The organism is Streptomyces sp. NPDC045022 (assembly GCF_056432605.1).
In genome coordinates, this window is the sequence record NZ_JBWKIR010000052.1 from 1 (window position 1) to 21790 (window position 21790).

Below are 21790 nucleotides of genomic sequence, written 5' to 3' on the forward strand. Positions count from 1 at the left end.
CTTCATCCATTCGGTGATGGTCGCGCGGCAAAGGAACTTGGGCAATCGACTTCAGAGACGCCAACAGCGACCATGATCGCCCGGACAGCTCCTAGTGGCGGGCATCGCAGTTGTCCTGGACCACACCACCGGAGGTGCGCTGTACGACCCGAAGGACCCGTTCAACGAGCCGGTCGCCGCGTTCTCCAGGCCTCCGGCGGGCTCGGTGACCTGTATGCGCCGGTGCTGTCCCTGACGGCCGGCGACGCCGAGCGGCCCGGGCTGCTGGGCTACATCAAGGGGCTGCGGTTCATCCGCCTTGAGGCGTCGCCGTCCACGCCGCCCGCCCCTCCGCCGCCCACCCCACCGGCCGCTACCTGCTCACCCTGACACCGAAGGCGTACGCGGGCACCGGCGTCCGAGCCGTCCACCCCGACCAGTAACCGCTAACCGACCGGCGGCAGATCGACTCGTCGTGGACGCCCGCTCCGCCGGTAATGCGGGCGGCGGGTGGCACGGCTGGGCCGTCTCCGTGCTGTGTCAGTGCCGCGTGCCACACTGCCGGCTATGTCGCTCGCTGATCTCACTCTCGACCTGTGGCGGACCTTCGACGAGGTCACTGCCCGGCGGATCGCCCAGAATGCCGCTGACCACGTGGGCGGCCGGGTGTCACTCGTCGAGGCCACGGAACACCTCGGTGCCCCACTGCACCGCGTCCGGGTCGAGCGGGACGGGCAGGAGTTCGCCCTGATACCCGGAGGCCGGGTGTCCCTGGGCTTCGACGCCGCCACCTGGAAGCCGACCGCGCAGCAGGCCGCTGACTACGCGGAGAGCCTGGAGCAGGGCTACGGTTACGGGCCCGATCTGCGGACCCACCTCGAGCGGATCCTCAGCGCTCGTCGCAGCGTTCACCTGGACACCGTCCTCATGGCCGTGGAGGACGAGAACCTGACCGAACCTCCGGCCGACATGCCTGCTGCCCTCTTTGCCCGTGGTCTGCGGATGCCGAGCTCCGACGAGTGGGAACACGCCTGCGGCGCCGGGTCGGACACCCTGTTCCGGTGGGGCGACGACTGTCCCCTCGACCGCATCCCCTACGGCGACGACACCGGCCCGCACAACGAGCTGAACGCCTTCGGCCTGCACATCGCCTACGACACCTACCGCACCGAGCTGACCAGCGATGTCACCGCGGTCCACGGCGGCGACGGGGGCGAGTCGGTGTGCGGCGGCTACGGCCATCTGCTGGCCTGGCTCCCCCTGGCGACCGCCAACCGTAACCCCGGGATGGCCGAGTTCGTGTACGGACCAGACGGAGAGGACATGTACGAAGACTTCGCCACGCGACCGGTGCTCTCGCTCTGAGCGACCGCGCGCGGACGGCCCGATCGACGACCGCCTCGCGGCTGGTGGGACAGGCTCGCTCCCCCGCCCCATGGTGAGGGCGAAGAGCGCCGTCGAACAAGGCGGCGACGGCGACCAGGCGCTGGTGCTGTCAGGACGCCGGGGCGGCGGCAGCAAGCTGCCGGTCGGTCTCGGCCGCCATCGTCGCGATGGTGGCCTCCAGACGCTGAACCGACCGGGGAAGGAGCCTGGGGCCGCGCTGCCAACCCCGGGAGCCGAAGACCGCCCACACCGGGTCGATGAGCTCGGACAGCAGCTCAGCCTTCCGGTTATCGCCGCGCTCGGAGATCGCCACCGCGCGGGCATGCGCCACGTACGTCCCGATCATCTCGCGCAGGACCGCCGCAGGCCAGGTCGGCGCGTAGGTCTCGACGTTGTCGACCATCCACTCGGTCGCCTCGTCGAGCTGCTTCGTCCACCGGGTCCGCTCCGCACGGACGCGGGCACGCATCTCCTCCGTCCACCCCGGGTCATCGGCGGCCGGCTCCTGCACCGCCCGGAGCCGGGCCCCCGCCGAGACGATCCTGAGCATCGACGCCAGGAACTTGTCCCGGGCCTCGGAACACGTTTATTTTGGACATTCGGGCGGCGACTGTCACGCGGTCGGCAGCGGGCGTGACAGGCGCGTGACAGAGTGCGTTACACCCCGATTGTGACGCTCGGTGACCGTGACATCGGTTGGAGCGGTCCCGCCTCCCAGGTCGTCTCACAGGAACGCGTCCACTTGGAGATTCGAGGGAGCAACCTCCCAGGCATTCCAGGCAACTTAACTATCTCCGGCTCCCAGATCCCTCGGTGCGCAGCAGGCTGACGGAGATCTGGGAGGTTGCCCTCGGTGATCAGCTCGGGAGAGGGGTCTAGGCGCTGCGGCCCGCCGGCACTGCCCGCACGCGGCGCAGCCGGCGCACTCCATGCAGAACAGGGCCGAGAGGGCGGGCAGTTGCAGATCGCGTGGTAGTCGGGGTCGCGTGGCGACCACCAGCTCCTCCGGGTGGGAGTCATGACGCGGTCCCCGCGCGCGCCCCGGTGCCGGCCTCGTACGCGCGGGCGAGCAGCGCGTTGAAGGCGGGCGCGGCCGCCGGGTCGGACTCGGGCAGTCGGCCCACGGCCGCCTCCTCGTCCTCGCTGAGTGAGTCCAGCAGGCTGGTGCGGGCCAGGGTGCGCAGCAGGGCGTGGCGCAGGAAGTCCGGGGCGAGGGCGCAGGACTTCGACGGGGCCATGATGACCCCCGTCGACTGGACCTCGTAGCAGCCGTCCCGACAGGTACCCCCTCCCTCGCCCGGGTGCGGCCCGCCCGCGCCCCTCCCGGGCGAGGGGCGCGTGGTACGCCTACACCGCTCCCCCGAGCCGCTGGTAGAGCACGTGCCGGGACCGTCGGGCACGGGTGACGAGCCCGGCCCGGTGGAGGATCTGCAGGTGGTAGGAGACGGTGGCCGGACTCAGGTAGAGCCGCTGGGCGATCTCCGTCGTGGAACGCGGTTGGCTCAGCTCGGCCAGGAGCTTTTGCCGCATCGCCCCGATCAGCGGGTGGTCCTGGGCGGGCGGAAGACAGTCGACCTGCGCGGCGGGATAGACGATGAGCGGAATGCGCGGCGCCAGCGTCCCGGGCGGTTCCCCGGCGCAGAAGAGGGCCCAGTCGACGAAGACGCTCGGCGTGAGGATCACCGCTTCCGCGTCCAGCGTCAGCCGGTGGATGCTGTCCGTGCGGAGGTGGACGAGCAGTTCGTCGTCGCGCCATTCCAGGTTCGGGGCCAGCCGGTTGAGGGCCTCTGCGAGCCCGTACTGGGCGATCTCGGAGGCCCGAGCGGTGACGTCGGCTTCCAGTCGGGCCCGGATGGCCGGCCACGACGGCTTCAGTGCCGCGTGCCAGAACCGCGCCATCTCGTCGGCGAGTCGGCGCGCGAAGTGGTCCTCCCCCCGGTCGAGGGCTTGCAAGAGCTGCCGCGGCGCCGGGTGGCCGGAACCGGCGTCCCAGGAGTGGCCGTTGACGGCCCCGGCCAGCTCGTAGCGGATCCGTTCCTGCGGGGTCGTCGCGATCTGGTGCAGCGCGATGTCGATGTCGGTCAGGAAGGCCGGGGGTTCCGGCCGCAGGAAGTCCGGGGCGTAACCGAGGGGGCCTCCCCCGCCGACCACGGCCAGCAGCCCGAGCCGGTGCCGGGTCAGCGCGTCCGTGGCCCTGGTCCGCCAGGGCGGGGTCAGGGTGCCTGGGCTGAAGCCGACGAGGCGGAGCAGGTCCTTGGCCGAGCCCACCGGTGAGACCGCGAACCTCACGCTCCCCAGCCCCCGAGCGCCCAGGCGGATCCGGATCACACGCGTTCCCCCTTCGCCAGTCCCTTCGAAAGAAATCGAATCATTCGACCGGTCAATCGGCGTGGCGTTTCCTGGATTCACCGCACAGACCGGCCCCGAAAGGAATCCAGGACCCGTGATCATTCACAAGAAGCTGGCCGCCGTCGCGACCGCCGTGACAGCCCTCACCGTCGGTGCCACAGGCGCGGCATCCGCCCAGGCCGCCGAGCCCGCCGCCCACCACGTGGCCTGGGAGCAGGGCCAGGCGCCCGGCGCCCGGGCGGGCTCCCTCACCGCGGGCATCTACGTCCGGATCTACAGCCTGTACCAGGCGACCCCGGGCCAGTGCCTGGACGCCGACGCCACCGCCGGCGGCAACGGCACCAAGGTCCAGGTGTGGGGGTGCAACGGCACCACCCAGCAGGAGTGGCTGCTGTCCACCGACGGCAGCCTGCGGAGCGTGCGGTTCCCGGGCATGTGCCTGGACGCCGACACCAACGGCGGCGGCGCCAACGGCACCCGGGTGCAGCTGTGGCAGTGCAACGGCACCACCCAGCAGCAGTGGTACCACCCCTCCGGGGACCTGGCCATCTACAACGTCCGCTTCAACAACGGCAACAACACCGTGCTGGACCGCGACACCAACGTCCCCGGCAACGGCGCCCAAGCCCAGCTGTGGGGCAAGAACTTCCAGTCGCAGCAGTGGTGGGACATCCGGACCGCGTGACGCCTCCGACGCCGTCGGCGCCGGTGCCCGGTGAACAGCACGTCTCGACACGGAGGGAACACGCATGAAAGCAGCGGCACGTACCCGGAGGAAGCTCAGCGCGGGGCCCGTGGGGCTCGCCGCCGCGATCGCGTTCGCGGCGGGGGTGACGCCGGCCTCGGCATCGGCACCGACCGCGCTCGCGTCCCCCTCGCTCAAGGACGGGGAGATCGTGGAGCTCTGGAACTACAACAGCCAGCACTGCCTGTCGGTCGGCGCCGGGAGCACGGCGGGCGGGGCCGGGATCATCCAGTGGTCCTGTTACGGCGGCGCCGAGCAGTACTGGGGCCTCTACCCCATGCCGAACTCCGGCGGCGGCTACGAGGTCGTGAACAAGAACAGCGGCAAGTGCCTGGCCGATCCGGCGAGTTCGCCGAACGCCGGCGTCCAGCTGATCCAGTACGGCTGCGACAAGGGGGCTGAGCAGACCTGGTACTTCGACCGGAACCCGGACACGGGCTTCGCCCAGATGTGGAACCGGGCGAGCGGCCTGTGCGCCGCGGTCGGCGCCTCGAGCACGACGCCGGGCGCCCCGGTCGTCCAGTGGCCCTGCTACGGCGGCGCCGAGCAGCGGTGGACGACTTCCGCCTGACCGCCGACCGGCCGACCACAGGCGGCCGTTGACCGACGTCTCGCGGCTTCTTCCCCACGAAGCCGCGAGACGACCCGCCCGGGCCGCGCCCCTCGCCCTCCCCGGGCGAGGGGCCGACCCCGGCCTCCTGCCAGCGGCCGAGCCGCCGCCAGCAGGTCTGGCCGGAGCCGAAGCTCAGCTCCAGCGGCAGCTGCTGCCAGGTCATGCCGGTGTACAGCACGAACAGGATCCCCTGCAGGCACAGCCGGTCGTCCACCGGACGCGGGCCCGGCGACTGCTGCGGCCACGCCAGCAGCAACGGTTCGATCCGCGCCCACAGCTCGTTGTCCACGATCCACGGCTTCTTGCTCACACCTTCACGAACGGACGGATCGTCACGTCCCACCAGCAACAATCATCAAGATCGTGTTACGAGCTCTAACCAGCTCGGGTGCGGCAAAATGCGGGGCGTGGCGGTCATGTAGAGGCGGCGGTCTGCGTGGATGCGCTGGGCGTCGTTGACGATCGCCCACTTCTTGTCGGACCGGCCGGCGATCCGGTGCGCTTCGTCCATGACGGCCAGGTCGAACGGCGGGACTGCGTACCCCGTCTTCTGGGTCTCCTCGATCTTGTTCAGGGAGTCGTACGTGCAGATCACCGTCAACGCCGGGATCTAATCCTGCTCCTCCCCCACCACCGACATCAGCCCGCCCAGCGCGTGCGGGTCGGTGGTCGACATGACGCGGGCGGCCACCAGATCGTCGCGGCCGGCAACGTCCAGGGAAGAGAGAGACGATCACCATGTGCTCGCCGTGGCCGTCCCTACGCCAGGCCAGCGCCGTCTGTGCTTCCAGGTCCAGCGTGGGTACGCTCGGGGCGGCCGGGGCGCGGCACCACAGCCATGCAGCTTCACGGACACTAGCACCCCGAACGCCATCAGCACGCCGAATGTACGCAATACGTACGCGGTAGGTCTGCTTCACGGGTAGAGTGGGAGTGGAGGTGTCTCATGTCGGAGTTGTTCGATGCCGTGGCCGCGCTGGTGGCGTCCCGGTCCCCGCTGCCGCCGCCGCCGGAGCGTAGGCGGTTGCGCCAGGCTCACGCTCTCACCCTGGACGAGGTGGCCGCCGCGCTGCATGTGCGGCGGGCGACCGTCGGCGCCTGGGAGTCGGGCAAAACTGAGCCGCGGCCGCCGGAGCGGGAGGCGTACGCGCGCCTGCTGGAGCAGCTCGCCACGCTCTATCCCGCCCCTGAGAGCGCCGGTGCCGAGCGCTGAACCGGGCCGAAACAAAAGGAGCCACGACATGCAGCCTCGCAAGGCCTCCACAGCCGATATACCGGAACTGATCCGGCTGCGCGCCGTCGCGCTGGAGAGCCTGGGCTCCGATCCCGGACCGGTCGACACACCGTGGCGGCGGATCGCCCGCGACTGGTTCGACGAACGCATCAACCGCCGCGACGACTACATCTGCCTCGTCGTCGGCGGTGACCCCGGCGAACCCCTCCTCGCCTGCGGCATGGCCTGGGTCACCTACCATCTGCCCGGTTCTCGCTGGCCCGACGGGCGCCGCGGCTACCTGGACGGCATCGTCACCGACACCCCGGCCCGCGGCCGCGGCCACGCACGCCGCATCGTGGACGAACTGGTCGACTGGCTCCACGAAGCCGGCATCCACTACATCCAACTGCACGCCAGCAAGGCCGGAAAGCCGGTCTACGAAGCTGCGGGCTTCGTCACCGGCCGCTACCCAGGCATGGACCTGATCACGACACCCCCCGCCAGATGACCCCTTATGGAACCGATCAGGGAAGTTCAGAGATGGGTTCTTAGCCAGATCCCCGACGGCCAGGGCATCGGCGCCGGCCGTCAGTCCTCGTCGTCCTCGAAGGCGTCCGGGTCGCGGAAGGGGCGCAGGCCCTGGCCGGGGCCGCTGGCCTTGATGTTGAACAGGTAGCGGCCCAGGAAGTTGATGTGCCGGTTCTTGAGCGGGGAGAGCCGGGCGACGTCCTCGCCCTTGATGTCGTGGCCCTCCGCGCGGAGCCGGGCCACGGCGGCGTCCAGGTAACGGATGTTCCACAGCACCACGGCGTTGAGGACCAGGCCGAGAGCGGCGAGCTGATCCTCCTGGCCCTCGCGGTACGCCTGTCGGATCTGGCCCCGGCCGCCGTGGCAGATCGCGCGTGCGAGCCGGTGGCGGGACTCCTGCACGGTGAGCTGCCGGTTCATCAGGCGCCGGAAGGTGTCATCGACCAGGGCGAGCAGGTGCATGGTCTTGTCGATGCGCCCGTACTCGGAGAACGCCGCCCCCAGCGGGGTCGGGTGCCCTTCGCAGCCGAACATCCGCAGCAGGTCGTAGGCCCTCACCTGGTTGGTGATGAGCGACCCGGCCACGCGGAGCATGTCCGGCCAGTGCGTGGCGATCTTCTTCAGGTTGACCTTGTTGCAGCCCACGTCCTCCAGCGACCCGTATCCGTCGGCCGACTCCTCGCCGCCGGGCAGGTCGGCCCGCCAGAACCGCTGGTCGGCCAAGTCGCGGAAGCGCGGGGCGAAGCGGAAGCCGAGCATCTTGTACAGGCCGAACGCCATGTCGGAGTACGAGGCGTTGTCGGTCGCCACCATCTCCGGCCTCACCCCGCCGTCGAGGTTCAGCAGGGTGTTCAGGGTGTAGAGGCTGTCCCGTGGGGTGCCGCGTACGACCATCGCGCCGATCCCGGCGACCTGGTCGTTTACGGCGTTGAGCCAGGTCACGCCGCGTTTGTAGCCGTAGTACTTAGGCGAGGGCCCGGTGTTGATGCTCTTGACGGGGACGACGAAGCGCAGGCCGTCGACGGAGGCGAGCAGGCCGCCGCCCCACATCTGGGCCAGCTCGATGCGGGACTGGGCGCCGATCAGCGCGGCGTTCGCCGCGACGATGGTGTCGGCGCGCACGTAGTTCTGGTCGATGTGCGAGAGGCGCGAGCGGGTCAGCGCCTTGTTGTTCGGGTCGATGACCGGAGTCAGCCCCGATGTCGCTCCAAGACGGGACGAAGCCCTGTCGACCGGGGCAGGACGGGCAGCAAACACCACCTGATCACCGACGCCACCGGCATCCCACTCGCCGCCACTCTGACCGGCGGCAATCGCAACGACGTCACGCAGCTGATCCCGCTGCTCGAGGCAGTTCCCCCGGTGCGAGGCAAGCACGGCCGGCCCCGGCGCCGCCCGGACGTGGTGCTCGGCGACCGCCCCTACGACCACGACAAGTACCGCCGTCTGGTCTGGAACCTCGGCGTGAAGCCTCAGATCGCCCGACGGGGCACCGAACACGGTTCCGGGCTCGGCGCCCAGCGCTGGGTCGTGGAGCGTGCGTTCGCTCACCTGCACTGGTTCCGTCGCCTGCGGATCCGCTGGGAGATCCGCGACGACATCCACGAAGCCTTCCTCAGTCTTGCTTGCAGCATCATCTGCTGGCGGCGGCTGAAGAAGCTCCAGCCGCGTTAACTGTCGTTGTCCTGGGCGGCCCTGAACCCGCGATCCTGGATCACGGGGAAGACGCGCTGTGTGGTGGCAACCCAGTCATCGATCTCGGCATGGGACGACCTGATGGCACTGATCAGCGCCTCGATCACGTCCAGCTTCGGCTTACCGATGTTCCGGCTGAGCTCGTCCATCGACACCTCTTGGTACGGCATGACCAGCTGCCACCAGAACCGCATGAGGAAGCGGCATTCCTGCGCGTCACGGTCGTCTGCGAGGCGATCATGAATGACCCTCTGAACGCGCCGTCGCTGCTCGTCATCACGAAAGCCGGTGTTGAGGTCAGTCAGGGTCACGTCCGGACACTAGCAACCGCGTTCGTTCACCCCCGGCGTGGGTCTCAAGACCGCGTAAAGGGCATCCCGTTAGAGGTTCTAAAGGGGAGCCCCGAAGGTCGCACCCGTGCTTGCAGGCGGAGGGTACGGCCGAGGACTCCCCGGTGTCGCGTCGGCATCACATCCGCACGAGCGAAACCATGAGAGATGACCCCTGTAGCTGCACCGCGAAACAGTACAGCAGTGAGGTCGGCGTCCCTTCTCGCCCAGGCCAGCCAGGGCGACCCCTGCGATCACCGCACTACTGGCGGTGATCGCTATCTGCCTGCTGGCCGCCACGGGGCACACGCAGCAGAAGGCGGCACGGTCTTCACCGGCGGCACGATCGTCAACGTGACCATCCATATCCGCCGCTGACCCTCGTGACCAGGCGCGGATAGCGTGCGCCGGTGCCCTGCTTCCGGCAGCTCGAATGCCGGGAACAGGGCACCCTGCTGGTTCGCCTGACCGATGGGCGTCGCATAGGCACCGAGTCTCAAGCGTGACCCGTACCGACGCCGCGCCTTCAAGGAGCTGTCTCCCGACCGCGGGTGAGTTGCGGCCTGGGCAGGTGGGTGAGTGTCACGGTGCGGGGACGGCGCGGGCCAGGGCTTCCAGGTCTCCGTAGAGGGCAGCGTGGAGTGCGGCGGCGAGTTCGCGCGCGCGTTCTTCGTTCCGTACGCCGTGCATCATGAAGTAGACCGGTCCGGTGTAGGCGCCGAAATCGGCCTCGCGGTTGTCGACCAGGCGGAGCATCGCCGCCCGGATGGCATCGTTCACGGCGTCGGCGACCGTGTGGCCGGAGCCGGCGGTGAGGGTGTCCGCCTTCACGGTCCACCGCTCTGCTTCGCATTCGACGGCGACGAACACAGCGTGGTGCGCCATGGCATTGCGATAGGCCTCGTGGAAGGCGTTGGTGCCGGTGGCATCCGGGACGAGGTGAGCGGGGCAGGGAATCGGCAAAGGCTGCACCGGTGCATTCTGCCAAGAGGTCATGCCCATCCGCCTCCGCGACCCGATTGCGGGTCAAAGCGGTTTTCGCCTCCTTGCGGCCCCTGACGCGACGCCGCGCACCATCCGGGGCCGCTGACTCGCGCTGTAGCGCAGAACGCGGGGGGGCGGACCGTCGGGAGGAGACGCCGTCTGCTTCCGCTTCCGACCACCGGCCCCTTCCTGCGGTATCGGCCGGACCGGGCCCTATAGGCTCGACGGCACCCCCTTCAACCCCGGGCGAGACAGTTGGGTAGGCATCGTGAGCGATCTTCGTGAGCGGGTGACACAGGTGATCGCGAGCGCGGAGCGAGCCGTCATCCTGGACCAAAGGGATGCGTCGTTCTGCGACCCGGCGGGACTGAACCTGCTGCTGATCGCCGACCGTCAAGTGCGGGTTCAAGGCGAAGAAGCGTCCGTGTACGAGGTGGCGGAGAAAGCGACGCTGAACACCGACTCCTTACAGGGACATCCTCACGGAGTACGTGCGCCCGCTGATCAAAGTCAAGTGCATCCGGGCACTACTTCGTGATCGAGGTACCGCCGCTGGGAGCAAGGCCGTGGTGTCGCTCGGGATGATCCAAGCTGTTCTTGATGAACTGGCCGTTGTGGGTGATGCCACAGGACGAGGCATACCGGCTCCTCAAGATGGCGGGCATAGCGCAAGGCACGCCTGATGCACGCGATCAGTACGCGAACGTGCGGCGCCCTCGCGCAGCGCGGACGCCCTCACGACGTACGTACGCTTCCCGTACGCATTCCGTACGGCTGCTAGACACCCGGGGCACCGGTACCCCGGTGAGCTTCCGGGCAATGCGGCCAGAGCGCGACTGGCGGACGGTGTCAGTCATGTAGGTACGGCTCAGCCAGCCCACTCCCCCACTGTCCGGCCGTCCCGTTCGACCAGCTCGCCACAGCGCCCTCAAAGGGATCTGCCCCGTCCGTCCGCGCAAGCCGGGACGAAGACCAGTGGCGGACGGCGGCGATTCACCCACCGCAGGAAACTGCGAGTCGTCGGCATCTCCGGGCTGGGCGCTGCGAGCGGATTGATCCTCGCCTCTTGGCTGCTGGCCTACCACAACGCCGAGCCTGCGACCTCCTCTTCGCCTCCCGGGCACGTGGAAATCCCACTGCCGGCGAGTCCCGCGCCGAAGGACCCCTCTCAGCCGACTCTGGGGCAGACGAACCGCCCGCAGCCCGGCACCCCAGACCCTCCGCTGCCCGAAATCCCGGGCACGGGCCTCCTGCGTCAAGGCGACAGCGGGCATGGGGTCTACGAATTGCAGGTACGTCTTCAGCAGATACCGCGCATCTACGACGGCGGTGCGATCGACGGCCGCTACGACGCGAACGTCAAAGCGGCCGTGACCCTGTTTCAGGAGCGGTACGGGGTCCGCGGCGATGAGAGCGGGGTCTACGGCGACCACACACGCTTTGCCCTCATGCTGCGGACCTGCTTTCGGTCCTCGCCTTCGGCGGGAAGAGCAGCCCGCATCCCCCTCCCGACCAGCCGCAAACCGCCGTTCGTGGCGGGCACCGCCCTGGGCGGGAGCCTGCGGGACGAACTGCGCCCGGTGAGGCGGGTTCCCGCCGTGCCATGATCCGGAGTTGAAGCGTCGGGCGTTGGTTCTTCACAGGACCGGTAGCTCGCCCGGTGCCGTGTCACGGTGTGGCGGCCATCACCCGCACGGTGCCACGATGGATCCGCCCTGCCCTCCAGCCACCGGGGCTGGGCCACCGTTCCTGTCCAGCGACGCCGAGCAGGTGCCGCACGCCACGGCCTGCGTGCCGTAGCGCCCGTCACGTCAGGCTCGACGGGACGATCCCGTAGCGGCGCATCTTGCGGTACATCGTGGCGCGGGAGATCCCGAGGTCCTGCGCGGTCCGCTGGACGTTGGAGTTGCGGGCCATCAATCCCCGCAGAATGGCGTCGCGTTCCAGCGCCTCGATGGTGGTGAGGACCTTGTTCGACGACACCCGGCATTCCGGCGGCAGGTCCTCTGTGTGGATCATCCGGCCCGATGGCCGCCGCGTCAGCCCCCGGATCACCGACTCCAGCTGCCGGACGTTCTCCGGCCAGGGGCATCGCTGCAGCATGGTCAGCGCATCCGGGGAGAACCGGCTCTCGCCACTCGGCCGGTACTTGCGCAGGAAGAACCGCGCCAGGTGCTCAATGTCCCCATAGCGGTGACGCAGGGGAGGCACCTCCACCGAAGCGCCGCAGAGCTGGTCGAGCTGGTCGTCGGCGCTGACCATCGACGGCTGGCTGGTCACGACCAGTTGCCCGGCCGCGCTGCCGTCCAGCTGCAGCAGCAGGTTCGTCAGCCGCTGCCGCAGCTGGTCGCCCAACAGGTGGACATCGCTCAGGACGAGCACGTTCGACGGCACGACGAGCACCTCTCCGATGTCGTGCAGCCAGCGCTCGGTGACGGCCGGTGAATCCGACAGCGGCGCTTGCGTCATCTCCAGCCGGCGTCCGGCGCCGTGGGCCCGGTGCAGGGCCTCCACCAGCGTTCTCTTACCGGCTCCGGCTTCGCCCAGGAGGTGGAGCCGTGTCCCGGCGACGAACGCCGTCTCGCTGTCGGCGACCGCGCGCAGCCAGTGCGGGGACGAGCCCACCAGTCCCAGGTCGGAGCGGGCGGGCACGGCGGAAACCGCAGGTGTGGGCTGGGGCCGTCCGATCAGCCGGACCCGGAAGACGGCGCCCGCGTCGCTGTCCTCGCGCAGGCGGCGACTGACCCTGAGTTCGGCGACCCGTCCCGAGGGCAGGGCGATGCTGCGGGTCCCCTCCAGCCGGGAATGGTCGGCGATCTCACGGGCGTGGTCGAGCAGCGCATAGTGATCCGGCCCCGTCACGGCGGCGCTGAGCTGCTCGTTCATCATGACCACATCGCGGTTGAGGGCCAGCACGGGTCCCGGGCGGGCCGAGGAGCAGGCCTCCATGTAGTCCTGGAAGAGAGCCCGCTCACGCCGCGAGGTGATCGCCGCGATTTCGGCCTCGATCTGGGCCGCGACCGAGCGGGCGAAGGCCATCAGCATGCCGTCGGAGCCCTGACGGATGGTGGTGAGGTTGAAGGCTCCCAGCAGGGTGCGCCGGGTGGGATGAAGGATCGGTACGGCCGCGCAGTGGAAGTCCCGCAGCGCCTCGACGTAGTGCTCCATCCCGGCGATCATGACCGGGCGGCCGCTGGCCAGCGCGGTCCCGATGCCGTTGGTGCCCACGTAGCGCTCGGCGAACACATGGCCCGGGGCCAGGTGCACGCGGTTGAGGTTCGTCGTCAGCCCCTCGTGGGAGACCTTCCGGGAGAGGACCACACCGGTGCGGTCTGTGATCATCGTGGAGACCGGGTCGTCGGCGAGCTGCTCGTGCAGCCTGTCCAGGATCGGCAGCGCAGCCCTCGCGAGGGGGCTGTCCAGATTGGGGTTGTCCCGGTACGGAGCGTCGAGGCTGCCCGACTTCACCTTGTATTCGATCGAGCGATGCCATGAGGCCACCACAAGCGGCCGGGCGCTCGGATCCTTGGTGACTTCCAGGTAGAGCTCTCTGGCTGCTCTCAGTGAGCTTCCGGGTTGTTGGCGGGGCATTAACACTCCCGTACTGCGCGCGTCACAATCCGTCGGTGCAGTGATTGGACCAGCGCGAAGGCCTCGGCGCCTACGGCGTGTGTCACATTGAGACATTCGCGGTCGGATTCTGAGACATCGACCTGCGAGCGGCGGCCTGTGTAATCGGCGCACCACACCACCCGCCGACTCGCAGGGAGCCGCCATGAAAGCCGTGCAGGTCATCGAGTACGACGAGCCGCCCGTGCTCGTGGACGTGCCGGACCCGCAGATCACGGACCCGCTGGATGTGATCGTGAAGATCGGGGGCGCCGGGGTCTGCCGGACCGATCTGCACATCCTCGAAGGACAGTGGAAGGACAAGAGCGGGGTCGCCCTTCCGTACACGATCGGTCACGAGAACGCAGGCTGGGTCGCGGAGGTCGGGCAGGCCGTCACCAACGTCAAGGTGGGTGACCCGGTCATCCTGCACCCGCTGGCGACCTGCGGTCTGTGCCGCGCCTGCCGGGCCGGCGACGACGTGCACTGCATGAACTCGGCCTTCCCCGGGATCGACGCCGACGGGGGCTACGCCGAGTACCTGAAGACCACCGCCCGCTCGGTCGTGCCCCTCGACCCCTTTCTCGAGCCGGCCTCGGTGGCGGCCCTGGCCGACGCCGGGCTCACGGCGTACCACGCCGTCGCCAAGGCGGCCCGTGTGCTGCGCCCCGGTGACAGGGCCGTGGTCATCGGCGCCGGTGGACTCGGCCACATCGGCATCCAGGTGCTGCGGGCCCTGTCGCCGGTCGAGATGATCGTCATCGACCGCAGCCCGGAGGCCCTGGCTCTGGCCAGGGAACTGGGCGCCGACCACACGCTCGTCGCGGACGGCAGCGAAGGCGACCGCGTACGGGACCTCACCGGAGGGCACGGGGCGGAAGCCGTCCTGGACTTCGTCGGCGAGGGCGGCGCCGTCGAGACGGGCGTGGCCTGCCTGCGCCGCAACGGCAACTACTACGTCATCGGTTACGGCGGCCACCTCCACGTTCCGACGATCGACGTGATCTCCACGGAGATCAACTTCATCGGCAACCTCGTGGGGTCCTACAACGACCTCTCCGAGCTGATGGTCCTGGCGGCCCGCGGCAAGGTCACCCTGCACACCCAGCGGTACCCGCTCGCCTCCTTCCGGCAGGCCCTCGACGACCTGGACGCCGGCGCCGTACGCGGCCGAGCGATCTTGATCCCCTGACACGCAGGAGAAGCCCCATGCGCAGCAGACCGTTCTCGGGCCTGGTCGCCGTCGCGACCGTCGCCGCCCTGACCGCCACCGCATGCACCGCCCAGAGCCAGGCACAGGAAAAGCCCAAGGAGAAGGCCGCGCTCTTCAAGCCCGGCTCGGAGATCAGCTACAAGAAGTACGGCAAGGACTACCCGGCGACGAAGGTCAAGGACGGCCCCGGACCCTGCAGCTACGAGTCGATCAGCCGCAAGGACTACTCCGGGCAGACACTGAAGATCATCAGCCATGCCGTCCCCGTCATCGGCGAGCCGACCCAGCTGCACGCCAAGCAGTTCGAGGAGATCACCGGCGGGAAGGTCGAGGTGGTCAACGTCCCCTTCGGCGAGCTGCACCAGAAGATCCTCACGCCCCTGCAGGCGGGCCAGCCGGCGTACGACGTCATGTTCTACCCGTCCCTGTGGATCGGCGACATGGCCCCGTATCTCGCCCCGGTACCGAAGACGTACCTGGACTCCCCCGGCATGAAGGACGTCACCGACACCTACATGGACGTGGCGACCTGGAACGGGAAGGTCGTGCAGTACCCGGTGGACGGTGACCGGCACTACCTCAAGGTCCGCACCGACGTGCTGAAGGACCCGAAGTGGAAGGCGGCGTACAAGGGGGCCACGGGCAAGGACCTGCAAGTCCCCAAGACCTGGACCGAGTATCAGGACATAGCCAAGTTCTTCAGCGGCAAGGACGTCGACGGCGACGGCAAGTCCAACTACGGCAGTGCCGAGGTGACCAAGCGGGACGACCTGACCTTCTCCGCGTTCATCAGCCGTGCGGCGCCGTACGTGAAGAACCCGGACGTCAAGGGCGGCGTCTTCTTCGACGTCAAGACCATGAAGCCGCTGATCAACACGCCCGGCTTCGTCCGCGCCCTGGACGACATGGTGAAGGCCAAGTCGACCTGGGCACCCGGTGGCGCCAACTTCGGCCTGGGAGACGAGATCTTCTCCTTCGGAGGCGGCCAGACGCTGATGTCGTACTCCTGGGACGACGCCTTCATCCAGGCCCAGCAGCCGGACAGCAGGATCCGTAACAAGGTCCAGGCGGCGCCGCTGCCGGGATCCACGGAGGTGTACAACCGCACCACGAAGTCGTGGGACGACAAGGCGAACCAGGCGCCCTACTTCACGTGGGGATGGACCTCGGCGGTGGCCAAGGCCTCGCGCCACCAGCAGATGGCCTTCGACTACCTGTGCTTCTTCAGTAACGAGGCCAACACCGCCCTCGACCTGACCATCGGCCGATTCGGTGTCAACCCGTACCGCTACGCCCACTTCGACCCGGCTTTCTGGGAGCAGCAGGGCTGGAAGAAGGACGTCGCCGAGTCGTACGTGCTCACGCTCTCCGGTATGGAGAAGAGCACCAACCGGGTCTTCGACCTGCGCGTTCCCGGTGTCAACCAGTACATGTCCGCGTTGGCCAACGGTGTCGCCGCGGCTCTGGCGGGACAGAGCTCCCCGCAGCGGGCACTGGACGGCGTGGCCGAGGAATGGTCCAAGATCACCGACCAGATCGGCAAGGACAAGGTCCAGAGCGCCTATCGCAACGTGGTCGCGCTCGAGGACAACTCCTGACCCGACCGCAGGACGCCCCGGGTGGCCGGACCGGACCGGCCGGCCACCCGGGGGCGCCCGCCCTCTTCCGCAAGGAGAACCATGGACGGCCTGCGCCGGCACAAAAGCATGTTCCTGCTGCCGGGACTGCTCACGCTCTTTCTGATCATCATCTTCCCGCTTCTGTTCACCATCCGCGTCAGCTTCTCCGGCTGGAACGTCAGCAACCCTCGGATGGACTTCATCGGAGGCGCCAACTACACCGCGATGCTGCACGACAGCCGCTTCTGGTCCTCCATCACCCGGCTGGTCCTGCTGGCGGGCGGCACGGTCCTGATCCAGTACGTCATCGGGTTCGGTATGGCCCTGCTGGTCTGGCGCAACGTACGTGGCCGCAGATTCTGGCGGGTGCTGTTCCTCGTCCCCATGATGACCACGCCCGTGGTGATGGCCGCCATCTGGCAGACGATCTTCCACGAGTCGCTGGGCCCGGTGAACGATCTGCTGGGGATGCTGGGCCTGACGAAGATTCCCTGGCTGACCGAGTCCGGTCCGGCGCTGGTCGCGCTGATGACCGTCGAGGTCTGGCAGTGGACCCCCTTCATGTTCCTGTTGCTGCTGGCCGGCCTGCTCAGCCTTCCCAGGGAACCGTTCATGGCCGCCGCGATCGATGGCGCCGGCACCTGGCGCACCTTCTGGAAGGTGACCTTCCCGCTGATGGCACCGGTGTCGGTCGCGGCGATCATCATCCGGCTGATCGAGGCGTCGAAGCTCTCCGACAGCGTCTACGTCCTGACGTCCGGCGGGCCGGGGTCCTCCACGGAGACCCCGGGTTACTACCTCTACATCCAGGGGCTGCGCGATCAGCAGACCGGCTACGGCGGGGCGATGTCCCTGACCTACCTCGTCCTGATGATCGTCTCGCTCACGGTCGTCGCCGCCCTGCTCACCAGAGCCTTCAAGCTGAAGGGGGACTCATGAGGTCGCGCCTTTATCCCGTATTCAAGTACACCGTGATCGCCTTGTGGGCCTGTTTCGTCGCGGGACCATTCTTCTGGGCGATGACGACCAGTTTCAAGGACGCCAACGCCGTCCAGGGCGGTCCCACCTACATCCCCTGGGCGCAGTACAAGCCCACCCTCACGGGCTGGCGCAACATCTTCGGCGGAGCCGGCGGCATCGATGTGATCGATCCCTTCGTCAACAGCGCGATCATCACCATCGCCGCGTCCGCCATCAGCCTGGCCCTGGGCTCCCTGGCCGCCTACGCGTTGTCCCGGTACCGGTTCAAGTTGGGTTTCATCAAGAACAGCGACATCGTCTTCTTCTTCGTCTCCCAGCGGATCATGCCGCCCGTCGTCCTGGTGATCCCCTTCTTCTACCTCCTGCAGTGGGGTGGCCTCCTGGACAGCATCCCGGGCCTGGTCATCGTGACGGTCGCGCTGCTGCTGCCGATCGCGGTCTGGGTGATGGTGGACTTCTTCAACGGCATCCCCCGGGAGATCGACGAGATGGCGATGCTGGACGGCTGCCCTCCGTTCCAGACCTTCGTACGGGCGATCCTGCCGAACTCCCTGCCCGGGCTGACCGTGGCGGCGATGTTCTGCGCCGTGTTCGGCTGGAACGACTTCTTCTTCGCCTTCCGGCTGACCTTCACCGAGGTCCAGACCCTGCCCCAGGCGGTCGTCGCCCTCAACTCCTCCATTCCACCGTGGTGGACGCTGTCCGCCGCCGCGCTCTTCGGCGTGGCACCGCTGGTCCTGCTCGCCCTCTGGGTGGAGCGCCTACTGTCCAAGGGGAACCTGTCGGGAGCGGTCCGATGAACCTCAGCGCCACTGATCTGTGCCTGAGCGTCGACGGCGTCGACCACCTCAGGAACGTGACCGCCACCTTCCGGCCGGGACGGCTCCACACCGTCATCGGCAGGACGATGGCCGGGAAGACGACGCTGCTGCGTGCCCTGGCCGGCTTGCAGAAAGTGGACTCCGGCTCGCTGACCCGGGCGGGAGCCGACTTCCTGAAGACGCCGGTGTGGCGGCGCGACACCGCCATGGTCTACCAGCAGTTCATCAACTACCCGCATCTGAACGTATTCGACAACGTGGCCTTCCCGCTGAAGCGGGCCGGGCTGTCACGGGACGAGATCCAGGGACGGGTCCGGCAGAGCCTGGCGAGCGTGGGGCTGGCGGACTTCGAGAAGCGCAAGCCCTCCCAGCTCTCCGGGGGCCAGCAGCAACGGGTCGCGATGGCTCGCGCCCTGGCCCGCGGTACCGGCATCCTCCTGCTCGACGAGCCACTGGCGAACCTGGACTACAAGTTGCGCGAACAGCTGCGCGACGAGTTCAAGGCCCTCTTCTCGGACCAGGGCGACACGATCGTCATCTACACGACCACCGAACCCGCCGAGGCGATGATGCTCGGGGACGTGGTCCTGGTCATGCACGAGGGGCGGATCCTCCAGACCGGCACCCCGCAGGAGGTCTTCGAACACCCGGCGACCACCACGGTGGCGTCCATCATCAACGACCCGCCCATGAACATCTTCGCCGGCCGGATCGAGGGCGGCCAGGTCACGGTGGCCGGCTTCCAGGCCACGCACGTCTCGGCGCACCTGGCCGACCTGCCCGACGGTTCCTACCAGTTCGGCCTGCGCGCCACGGATGTCAGCCTGGCTGCCGGCGGGGTCGAGGGCGAGGTCACCTTCGTCGAGATCTCCGGCTCCGAGACCTTCGTCCATGTGGTCGTCGGCGAGACCCCCTTCGTCGTACATATCGAGGGCATCCACGACGTCGCCCTCGGCGACCTGGTGAAACTTCGGCTCCGTCCCGACCGGCTGTTCGCCTTCGACGAGCAGGGCATGCTCGTGCGGACACCTTCATACGATCTCGCTTCAGTGGAAGGGCGTTGACATGGCGCAGTTGGACATCGTCGACGTCGGGCACGCGTACGCGCCGGGTGCCGAGGAGGAGCGGTGGGCCCTCAAGCCGCTGGAGCTGACCTTCGAGTCCGGCAAGACCTATGCGCTGGTCGGACCCTCGGGCTGTGGCAAGACGACGTTGCTGAACATCCTGTCCGGCCTGGTCAGACCGTCCCGGGGACGGGTGCTGTTCGACGGCGTCGACGTCACCGCCCTGCCCACGAAGGCGCGCAACATCGCGCAGGTCTTCCAGTTCCCCGTCATCTACAAGTCGATGACGGTCTACGACAACCTCGCCTTTCCGTTGCAGTGCCGGCGCTGGGACAAGGCGAGGATCGACGCCAAGGTCCGGCAGGTCGCCGAGGCCCTGGACCTGCACGACCGGCTGGGGCAGCCCGCTCGCGGGCTCACCGCCGACGACAAGCAGCTGATCTCACTCGGCCGCGGCCTGGTCCGTGACGACGTGGCGGCCGTCCTGATGGACGAGCCGCTCACGGTGATCGACCCGCAACTGAAGCACTCGCTGCGGCGCAAGATCCGGGAGATCACCGAGCAGTTCCGGCCCACGGTGATCTACGTGACGCACGACCAGTACGAGGCGATGAGCTTCGCGCAGGAAGTGCTCGTCATGAAGGACGGCCGCGCCGTGCAGCAAGGCACCCCTGAGCAGCTCTTCGAGGCGCCCTCCTCCACCTACGTCGGCTACTTCATCGGCTCACCGGCGATGAACTTCCTGACCGTGGACCGCGGCGCCGAGCCCTTCGCGCTGGGCGGCCGGGCGCTGTCCGTCGCCTGGGACATCCCTCCTGGCACGACCGAGGTCCAGGTCGGCGTCCGGCCCGAACACGTCAAGGTCGTCACGGACCCCGGCCCCAACACCTTCCCTGGTCGGCTGCGGGGCGTCAGCGACCACGGTGCGCAGCGCGTGCTCGAGGTCGAGATCGCCGGGCAACTAGTCAGGGCCAAGACGCCGCGGGAGGAGGGAGTTCCGGTCGGCGAGGAGGTCCTCGTGCACCTGCCGCGCGCCAAGGTCCTTCCCTACGCGGACGGTCAGTTGCTACTCCGGTCGTGACGATCCGTCAGGCGGGCCCCAGCCACCTGCCCGCCTCGGCGCGTGAGGCGCCGCAGGCCGTACGGCGGAATGCCGCGACGCGTCCGCTGTCGCGGGGTCGGCGAGCCCGCACGACTGATCACCGCCGTCCGGCGGGGGTTACGCCAGCTCCAGTACCGCCACGACGTTGTCGACGGCTGCCTCATCGGCACCGGACTCGTACCCGCCCCGCCATGACGACATCATGCATTGAAGGTCAGTGCACGCGGTGGCCGCCTACGCGCGGGCGCCGACGCGGATGATCGCGGCCTCGTCCTCGATCCAGGCGAGCACGGCCGCAATGGCTCGCTCGTGCGCGGCCTCGATCGCCCGCCGGGCCTCCTCATCCCCGAGCGCCCACAGCAGGGTGAGGGTGGGCTGCGGGCGGAAGGTCAGGTCGAAGCCGGTGACCTTCACCCGCCGCCCGAGCGCCCCGGCCCGGCGCGCGGCCGCGGCCTTCTTCCCGGCGGCGAGCTGGTCGGCCTCGATCCGGTAGGCGTGCGGGTGCCGGCCCTAGCCGAACAGGTTGCGCAGCTGCGCCTCGGTGACAACGTCGCCGGCCGCCAGACCGAGGACGGCAAGGCCCCGGGCCATCCATCGCCCGGCCGGAACGCCGGCCTCTTCCTGGGCCTGGGCGAGTGGCGTGCGGGCCGGTCGGCGGCCGTCACCGACGACGACCAGGCGCAGGTAGTAGCGGTACATCTGCCCGGCGGTGATCAGAGCGATATCCATCACGGAAGCCACGTCACACGGCCCTGACGTGCAATAAAAGGCCGATCAGCCGCACGTCCCGCCAGGCGGGAGCAGCGGCCGAACTTTCTTCTCAGGTGCCCGCCAGGCGGGAAGCGGCTCCGGCTGGTAAGCCAGTGTCATCGCTCTCCGGACCAACTCCCCGGACCAACTCCAGTCCCGCCAATGTGGGGCAGCTGGACCCATCGCGAGCGGGGCCACTCGGCTCCTCTTCTTAAAAGATCTTGCTGCTCGGTTCAACCGTTGAGGCCGTGTCAGCCCTGCAGTGGGCAGGACCGCGGCAAAGGGCTGCGGCGCGACAGCAAGGTGGAATCGCTGGTGGGCACTGGGGGTTTGGTCGCGGTGGGAGTTCCTGTACTCCTGGCCGCAGCGGGTTCACTCCTGCGGGCACGGACGGGGCGATCGAACCTCTGGGATGTTCTGCATGCGCTTGCCCAGGGGCGGGCCAAAGCCGGATTAGAGCGAGCGCCGGGCCACCTTGGTAGCAATGATGGACCGGCTACCCGGGAGCGCAGTGAGGCTGGAGGATACGACCCAGGGTTGCAGGGCTGTCACAGGGAGTGACGGGCCTGGGGTGCGGTCACGGGGGAGGCAGGGCCATGGCGCAGCGGGGCGATAGCTTCTCAATGAGGCCGCGAGAGCGGGAGTTCGCTCACTTCTTTGCGCGTTGGGAACCCCAGATCAGGCGATATTTGCCAGGCAGGCCCCCTCCGGTGATGGGCGGTTTCTAGGGATCGTCGCAACACGTGGTCGGTTGTGTCAGACGGCGAGCAGTTTATGCAGGCGCTCGGCTGGGGTTTCCCAGCCGAG

At 68.6% G+C, this 21790-nt stretch carries 21 protein-coding genes and 5 pseudogenes; 15 read left to right on the forward strand and 11 right to left on the reverse strand.

Annotation, left to right across the window (positions count from 1 at the left end; translation table 11 throughout):
- The first annotated feature begins 94 nt into the window (after positions 1–94).
- Positions 95–422, forward strand: a pseudogene (locus tag AC07C1_RS39895) (PIN domain-containing protein).
- Positions 423–546: 124 nt separating this feature from the next.
- On the forward strand, positions 547–1344 hold the full coding sequence (locus tag AC07C1_RS39900) for a hypothetical protein (protein ID WP_478947022.1): 798 nt from the start codon (positions 547–549) through the stop codon (positions 1342–1344).
- Between the two features lie 130 nt (positions 1345–1474).
- On the opposite strand, the gene AC07C1_RS39905 is transcribed toward AC07C1_RS39900, so the two are convergent.
- The 3 genes from AC07C1_RS39905 to AC07C1_RS39915 all read right to left on the reverse strand — a co-directional run bounded on the left by AC07C1_RS39905 (position 1475) and on the right by AC07C1_RS39915 (position 3693).
- Positions 1475–1915 (reverse strand): hypothetical protein, encoded by a 441-nt coding sequence (locus AC07C1_RS39905; RefSeq protein ID WP_478947023.1) that lies wholly within the window; start codon positions 1913–1915, stop codon positions 1475–1477.
- 466 nt (positions 1916–2381) lie between these two features.
- Positions 2382–2603 carry a hypothetical protein gene (locus AC07C1_RS39910; RefSeq protein WP_478947024.1) on the reverse strand — a complete coding sequence of 74 codons (222 nt, stop codon included), beginning with the start codon at positions 2601–2603 and terminating at the stop codon, positions 2382–2384.
- 109 nt (positions 2604–2712) lie between these two features.
- A complete protein-coding gene (locus AC07C1_RS39915) occupies positions 2713–3693 on the reverse strand; it encodes an ArsR/SmtB family transcription factor (RefSeq protein WP_478947025.1) in 981 nt (326 codons plus the stop codon).
- Positions 3694–3808: 115 nt separating this feature from the next.
- On the opposite strand from AC07C1_RS39915, the gene AC07C1_RS39920 reads away from it, so the two are divergent.
- Both AC07C1_RS39920 and AC07C1_RS39925 read left to right on the forward strand, forming a co-directional pair.
- Positions 3809–4399: a ricin-type beta-trefoil lectin domain protein gene (locus AC07C1_RS39920; protein ID WP_478947026.1), complete on the forward strand. Its 591-nt coding sequence runs from the start codon at positions 3809–3811 to the stop codon at positions 4397–4399.
- Positions 4400–4463: 64 nt separating this feature from the next.
- On the forward strand, positions 4464–5030 hold the full coding sequence (locus tag AC07C1_RS39925) for an RICIN domain-containing protein (protein WP_478947027.1): 567 nt from the start codon (positions 4464–4466) through the stop codon (positions 5028–5030).
- A 115-nt stretch (positions 5031–5145) separates the two neighbouring features.
- On the opposite strand, the pseudogene AC07C1_RS39930 reads toward AC07C1_RS39925, so the two are convergent.
- Both AC07C1_RS39930 and AC07C1_RS39935 read right to left on the reverse strand, forming a co-directional pair.
- Positions 5146–5382: pseudogene (locus tag AC07C1_RS39930) on the reverse strand (transposase); the annotation flags it as partial.
- 45 nt (positions 5383–5427) lie between these two features.
- The gene (locus AC07C1_RS39935; RefSeq protein WP_478947041.1) at positions 5428–5667 is read right to left on the reverse strand and encodes a DEAD/DEAH box helicase family protein; all 240 of its coding nucleotides are present in this window, start codon (positions 5665–5667) and stop codon (positions 5428–5430) included.
- 351 nt (positions 5668–6018) lie between these two features.
- Between AC07C1_RS39935 and AC07C1_RS39940 the strand changes: the two are divergent.
- A pseudogene (locus AC07C1_RS39940) lies at positions 6019–6265 on the forward strand (helix-turn-helix domain-containing protein); the annotation flags it as partial.
- 48 nt (positions 6266–6313) lie between these two features.
- Positions 6314–6796, forward strand: a complete 483-nt coding sequence (locus tag AC07C1_RS39945; RefSeq protein ID WP_478947028.1) for an N-acetyltransferase family protein — start codon at positions 6314–6316, stop codon at positions 6794–6796.
- An 80-nt stretch (positions 6797–6876) separates the two neighbouring features.
- Here the strand turns inward: AC07C1_RS39945 and AC07C1_RS39950 are convergent.
- Positions 6877–8013: pseudogene (locus AC07C1_RS39950) on the reverse strand (transposase); the annotation flags it as partial.
- Positions 8014–8025: 12 nt separating this feature from the next.
- Between AC07C1_RS39950 and AC07C1_RS39955 the strand changes: the two are divergent.
- Positions 8026–8490 (forward strand): annotated as a pseudogene (locus tag AC07C1_RS39955) (IS5 family transposase); the annotation flags it as partial.
- Here the strand turns inward: AC07C1_RS39955 and AC07C1_RS39960 are convergent.
- Both AC07C1_RS39960 and AC07C1_RS39965 read right to left on the reverse strand, forming a co-directional pair.
- Positions 8487–8822 (reverse strand): hypothetical protein, encoded by a 336-nt coding sequence (locus AC07C1_RS39960; RefSeq protein ID WP_478947029.1) that lies wholly within the window; start codon positions 8820–8822, stop codon positions 8487–8489. The pseudogene AC07C1_RS39955 and the gene AC07C1_RS39960 sit on opposite strands and share 4 nt — an antisense overlap.
- Before the next feature lie 600 nt (positions 8823–9422).
- Complete coding sequence (locus tag AC07C1_RS39965; RefSeq protein WP_478947030.1) at positions 9423–9812, reverse strand: hypothetical protein; 390 nt, start codon at positions 9810–9812, stop codon at positions 9423–9425.
- 280 nt (positions 9813–10092) lie between these two features.
- Between AC07C1_RS39965 and AC07C1_RS39970 the strand changes: the two genes are divergently transcribed.
- Together AC07C1_RS39970 and AC07C1_RS39975 are read left to right on the forward strand one after the other, a co-directional pair.
- Positions 10093–10362, forward strand: coding sequence for an STAS domain-containing protein (locus AC07C1_RS39970; RefSeq protein ID WP_478947031.1), 270 nt, complete (start codon positions 10093–10095; stop codon positions 10360–10362).
- A 586-nt stretch (positions 10363–10948) separates the two neighbouring features.
- Positions 10949–11431, forward strand: a complete 483-nt coding sequence (locus tag AC07C1_RS39975) for a peptidoglycan-binding domain-containing protein (RefSeq protein WP_478947032.1) — start codon at positions 10949–10951, stop codon at positions 11429–11431.
- Positions 11432–11630: 199 nt separating this feature from the next.
- Here AC07C1_RS39975 and AC07C1_RS39980 read toward each other — a convergent pair whose 3' ends face one another.
- The gene (locus AC07C1_RS39980) at positions 11631–13292 is read right to left on the reverse strand and encodes a sigma-54-dependent Fis family transcriptional regulator (RefSeq protein ID WP_478947033.1); all 1662 of its coding nucleotides are present in this window, start codon (positions 13290–13292) and stop codon (positions 11631–11633) included.
- A 307-nt stretch (positions 13293–13599) separates the two neighbouring features.
- Between AC07C1_RS39980 and AC07C1_RS39985 the strand changes: the two genes are divergently transcribed.
- The 6 genes from AC07C1_RS39985 (at position 13600) to AC07C1_RS40010 (ending at position 20212) form a co-directional block, all read left to right on the forward strand.
- Positions 13600–14625 carry an NAD(P)-dependent alcohol dehydrogenase gene (locus tag AC07C1_RS39985; RefSeq protein ID WP_478947034.1) on the forward strand — a complete coding sequence of 342 codons (1026 nt, stop codon included), beginning with the start codon at positions 13600–13602 and terminating at the stop codon, positions 14623–14625.
- A 17-nt stretch (positions 14626–14642) separates the two neighbouring features.
- Entirely contained in the window at positions 14643–16244 is a 1602-nt protein-coding gene (locus AC07C1_RS39990) for an extracellular solute-binding protein (protein ID WP_478947035.1), read from the forward strand.
- Between the two features lie 81 nt (positions 16245–16325).
- Complete coding sequence (locus tag AC07C1_RS39995) at positions 16326–17204, forward strand: carbohydrate ABC transporter permease (RefSeq protein ID WP_478947036.1); 879 nt, start codon at positions 16326–16328, stop codon at positions 17202–17204.
- Between the two features lie 80 nt (positions 17205–17284).
- The gene (locus AC07C1_RS40000) at positions 17285–18046 is read left to right on the forward strand and encodes a carbohydrate ABC transporter permease (protein ID WP_478947037.1); all 762 of its coding nucleotides are present in this window, start codon (positions 17285–17287) and stop codon (positions 18044–18046) included.
- A complete protein-coding gene (locus tag AC07C1_RS40005; RefSeq protein WP_478947038.1) occupies positions 18043–19131 on the forward strand; it encodes an ABC transporter ATP-binding protein in 1089 nt (362 codons plus the stop codon). Before AC07C1_RS40000 ends, AC07C1_RS40005 begins: the two co-directional genes overlap by 4 nt.
- 1 nt (position 19132) lies before the next feature.
- Positions 19133–20212: an ABC transporter ATP-binding protein gene (locus AC07C1_RS40010; RefSeq protein ID WP_478947039.1), complete on the forward strand. Its 1080-nt coding sequence runs from the start codon at positions 19133–19135 to the stop codon at positions 20210–20212.
- Between the two features lie 255 nt (positions 20213–20467).
- On the opposite strand, the gene AC07C1_RS40015 is transcribed toward AC07C1_RS40010, so the two are convergent.
- Together AC07C1_RS40015 and AC07C1_RS40020 are read right to left on the reverse strand one after the other, a co-directional pair.
- Complete coding sequence (locus AC07C1_RS40015) at positions 20468–20719, reverse strand: relaxase domain-containing protein (RefSeq protein ID WP_478947042.1); 252 nt, start codon at positions 20717–20719, stop codon at positions 20468–20470.
- Between the two features lie 24 nt (positions 20720–20743).
- Positions 20744–20965, reverse strand: a complete 222-nt coding sequence (locus AC07C1_RS40020) for a hypothetical protein (RefSeq protein ID WP_478947040.1) — start codon at positions 20963–20965, stop codon at positions 20744–20746.
- Positions 20966–21790: the final 825 nt, after the last annotated feature.

Coding starts and splice junctions, on each gene's coding strand:
- AC07C1_RS39925 (WP_478947027.1), top strand. CDS start 4,464: ATGAAAGCAGCGGCACGTACCCGGAGGAAGCTCAGCGCGGGGCCCGTG.
- AC07C1_RS39945 (WP_478947028.1), top strand. CDS start 6,314: ATGCAGCCTCGCAAGGCCTCCACAGCCGATATACCGGAACTGATCCGG.
- AC07C1_RS39905 (WP_478947023.1), bottom strand. CDS start 1,915: ATGCTCAGGATCGTCTCGGCGGGGGCCCGGCTCCGGGCGGTGCAGGAG.
- AC07C1_RS39995 (WP_478947036.1), top strand. CDS start 16,326: ATGGACGGCCTGCGCCGGCACAAAAGCATGTTCCTGCTGCCGGGACTG.
- AC07C1_RS39900 (WP_478947022.1), top strand. CDS start 547: ATGTCGCTCGCTGATCTCACTCTCGACCTGTGGCGGACCTTCGACGAG.
- AC07C1_RS39990 (WP_478947035.1), top strand. CDS start 14,643: ATGCGCAGCAGACCGTTCTCGGGCCTGGTCGCCGTCGCGACCGTCGCC.
- AC07C1_RS40010 (WP_478947039.1), top strand. CDS start 19,133: ATGGCGCAGTTGGACATCGTCGACGTCGGGCACGCGTACGCGCCGGGT.
- AC07C1_RS39910 (WP_478947024.1), bottom strand. CDS start 2,603: ATGGCCCCGTCGAAGTCCTGCGCCCTCGCCCCGGACTTCCTGCGCCAC.
- AC07C1_RS39985 (WP_478947034.1), top strand. CDS start 13,600: ATGAAAGCCGTGCAGGTCATCGAGTACGACGAGCCGCCCGTGCTCGTG.
- AC07C1_RS40000 (WP_478947037.1), top strand. CDS start 17,285: ATGACGACCAGTTTCAAGGACGCCAACGCCGTCCAGGGCGGTCCCACC.
- AC07C1_RS40005 (WP_478947038.1), top strand. CDS start 18,043: ATGAACCTCAGCGCCACTGATCTGTGCCTGAGCGTCGACGGCGTCGAC.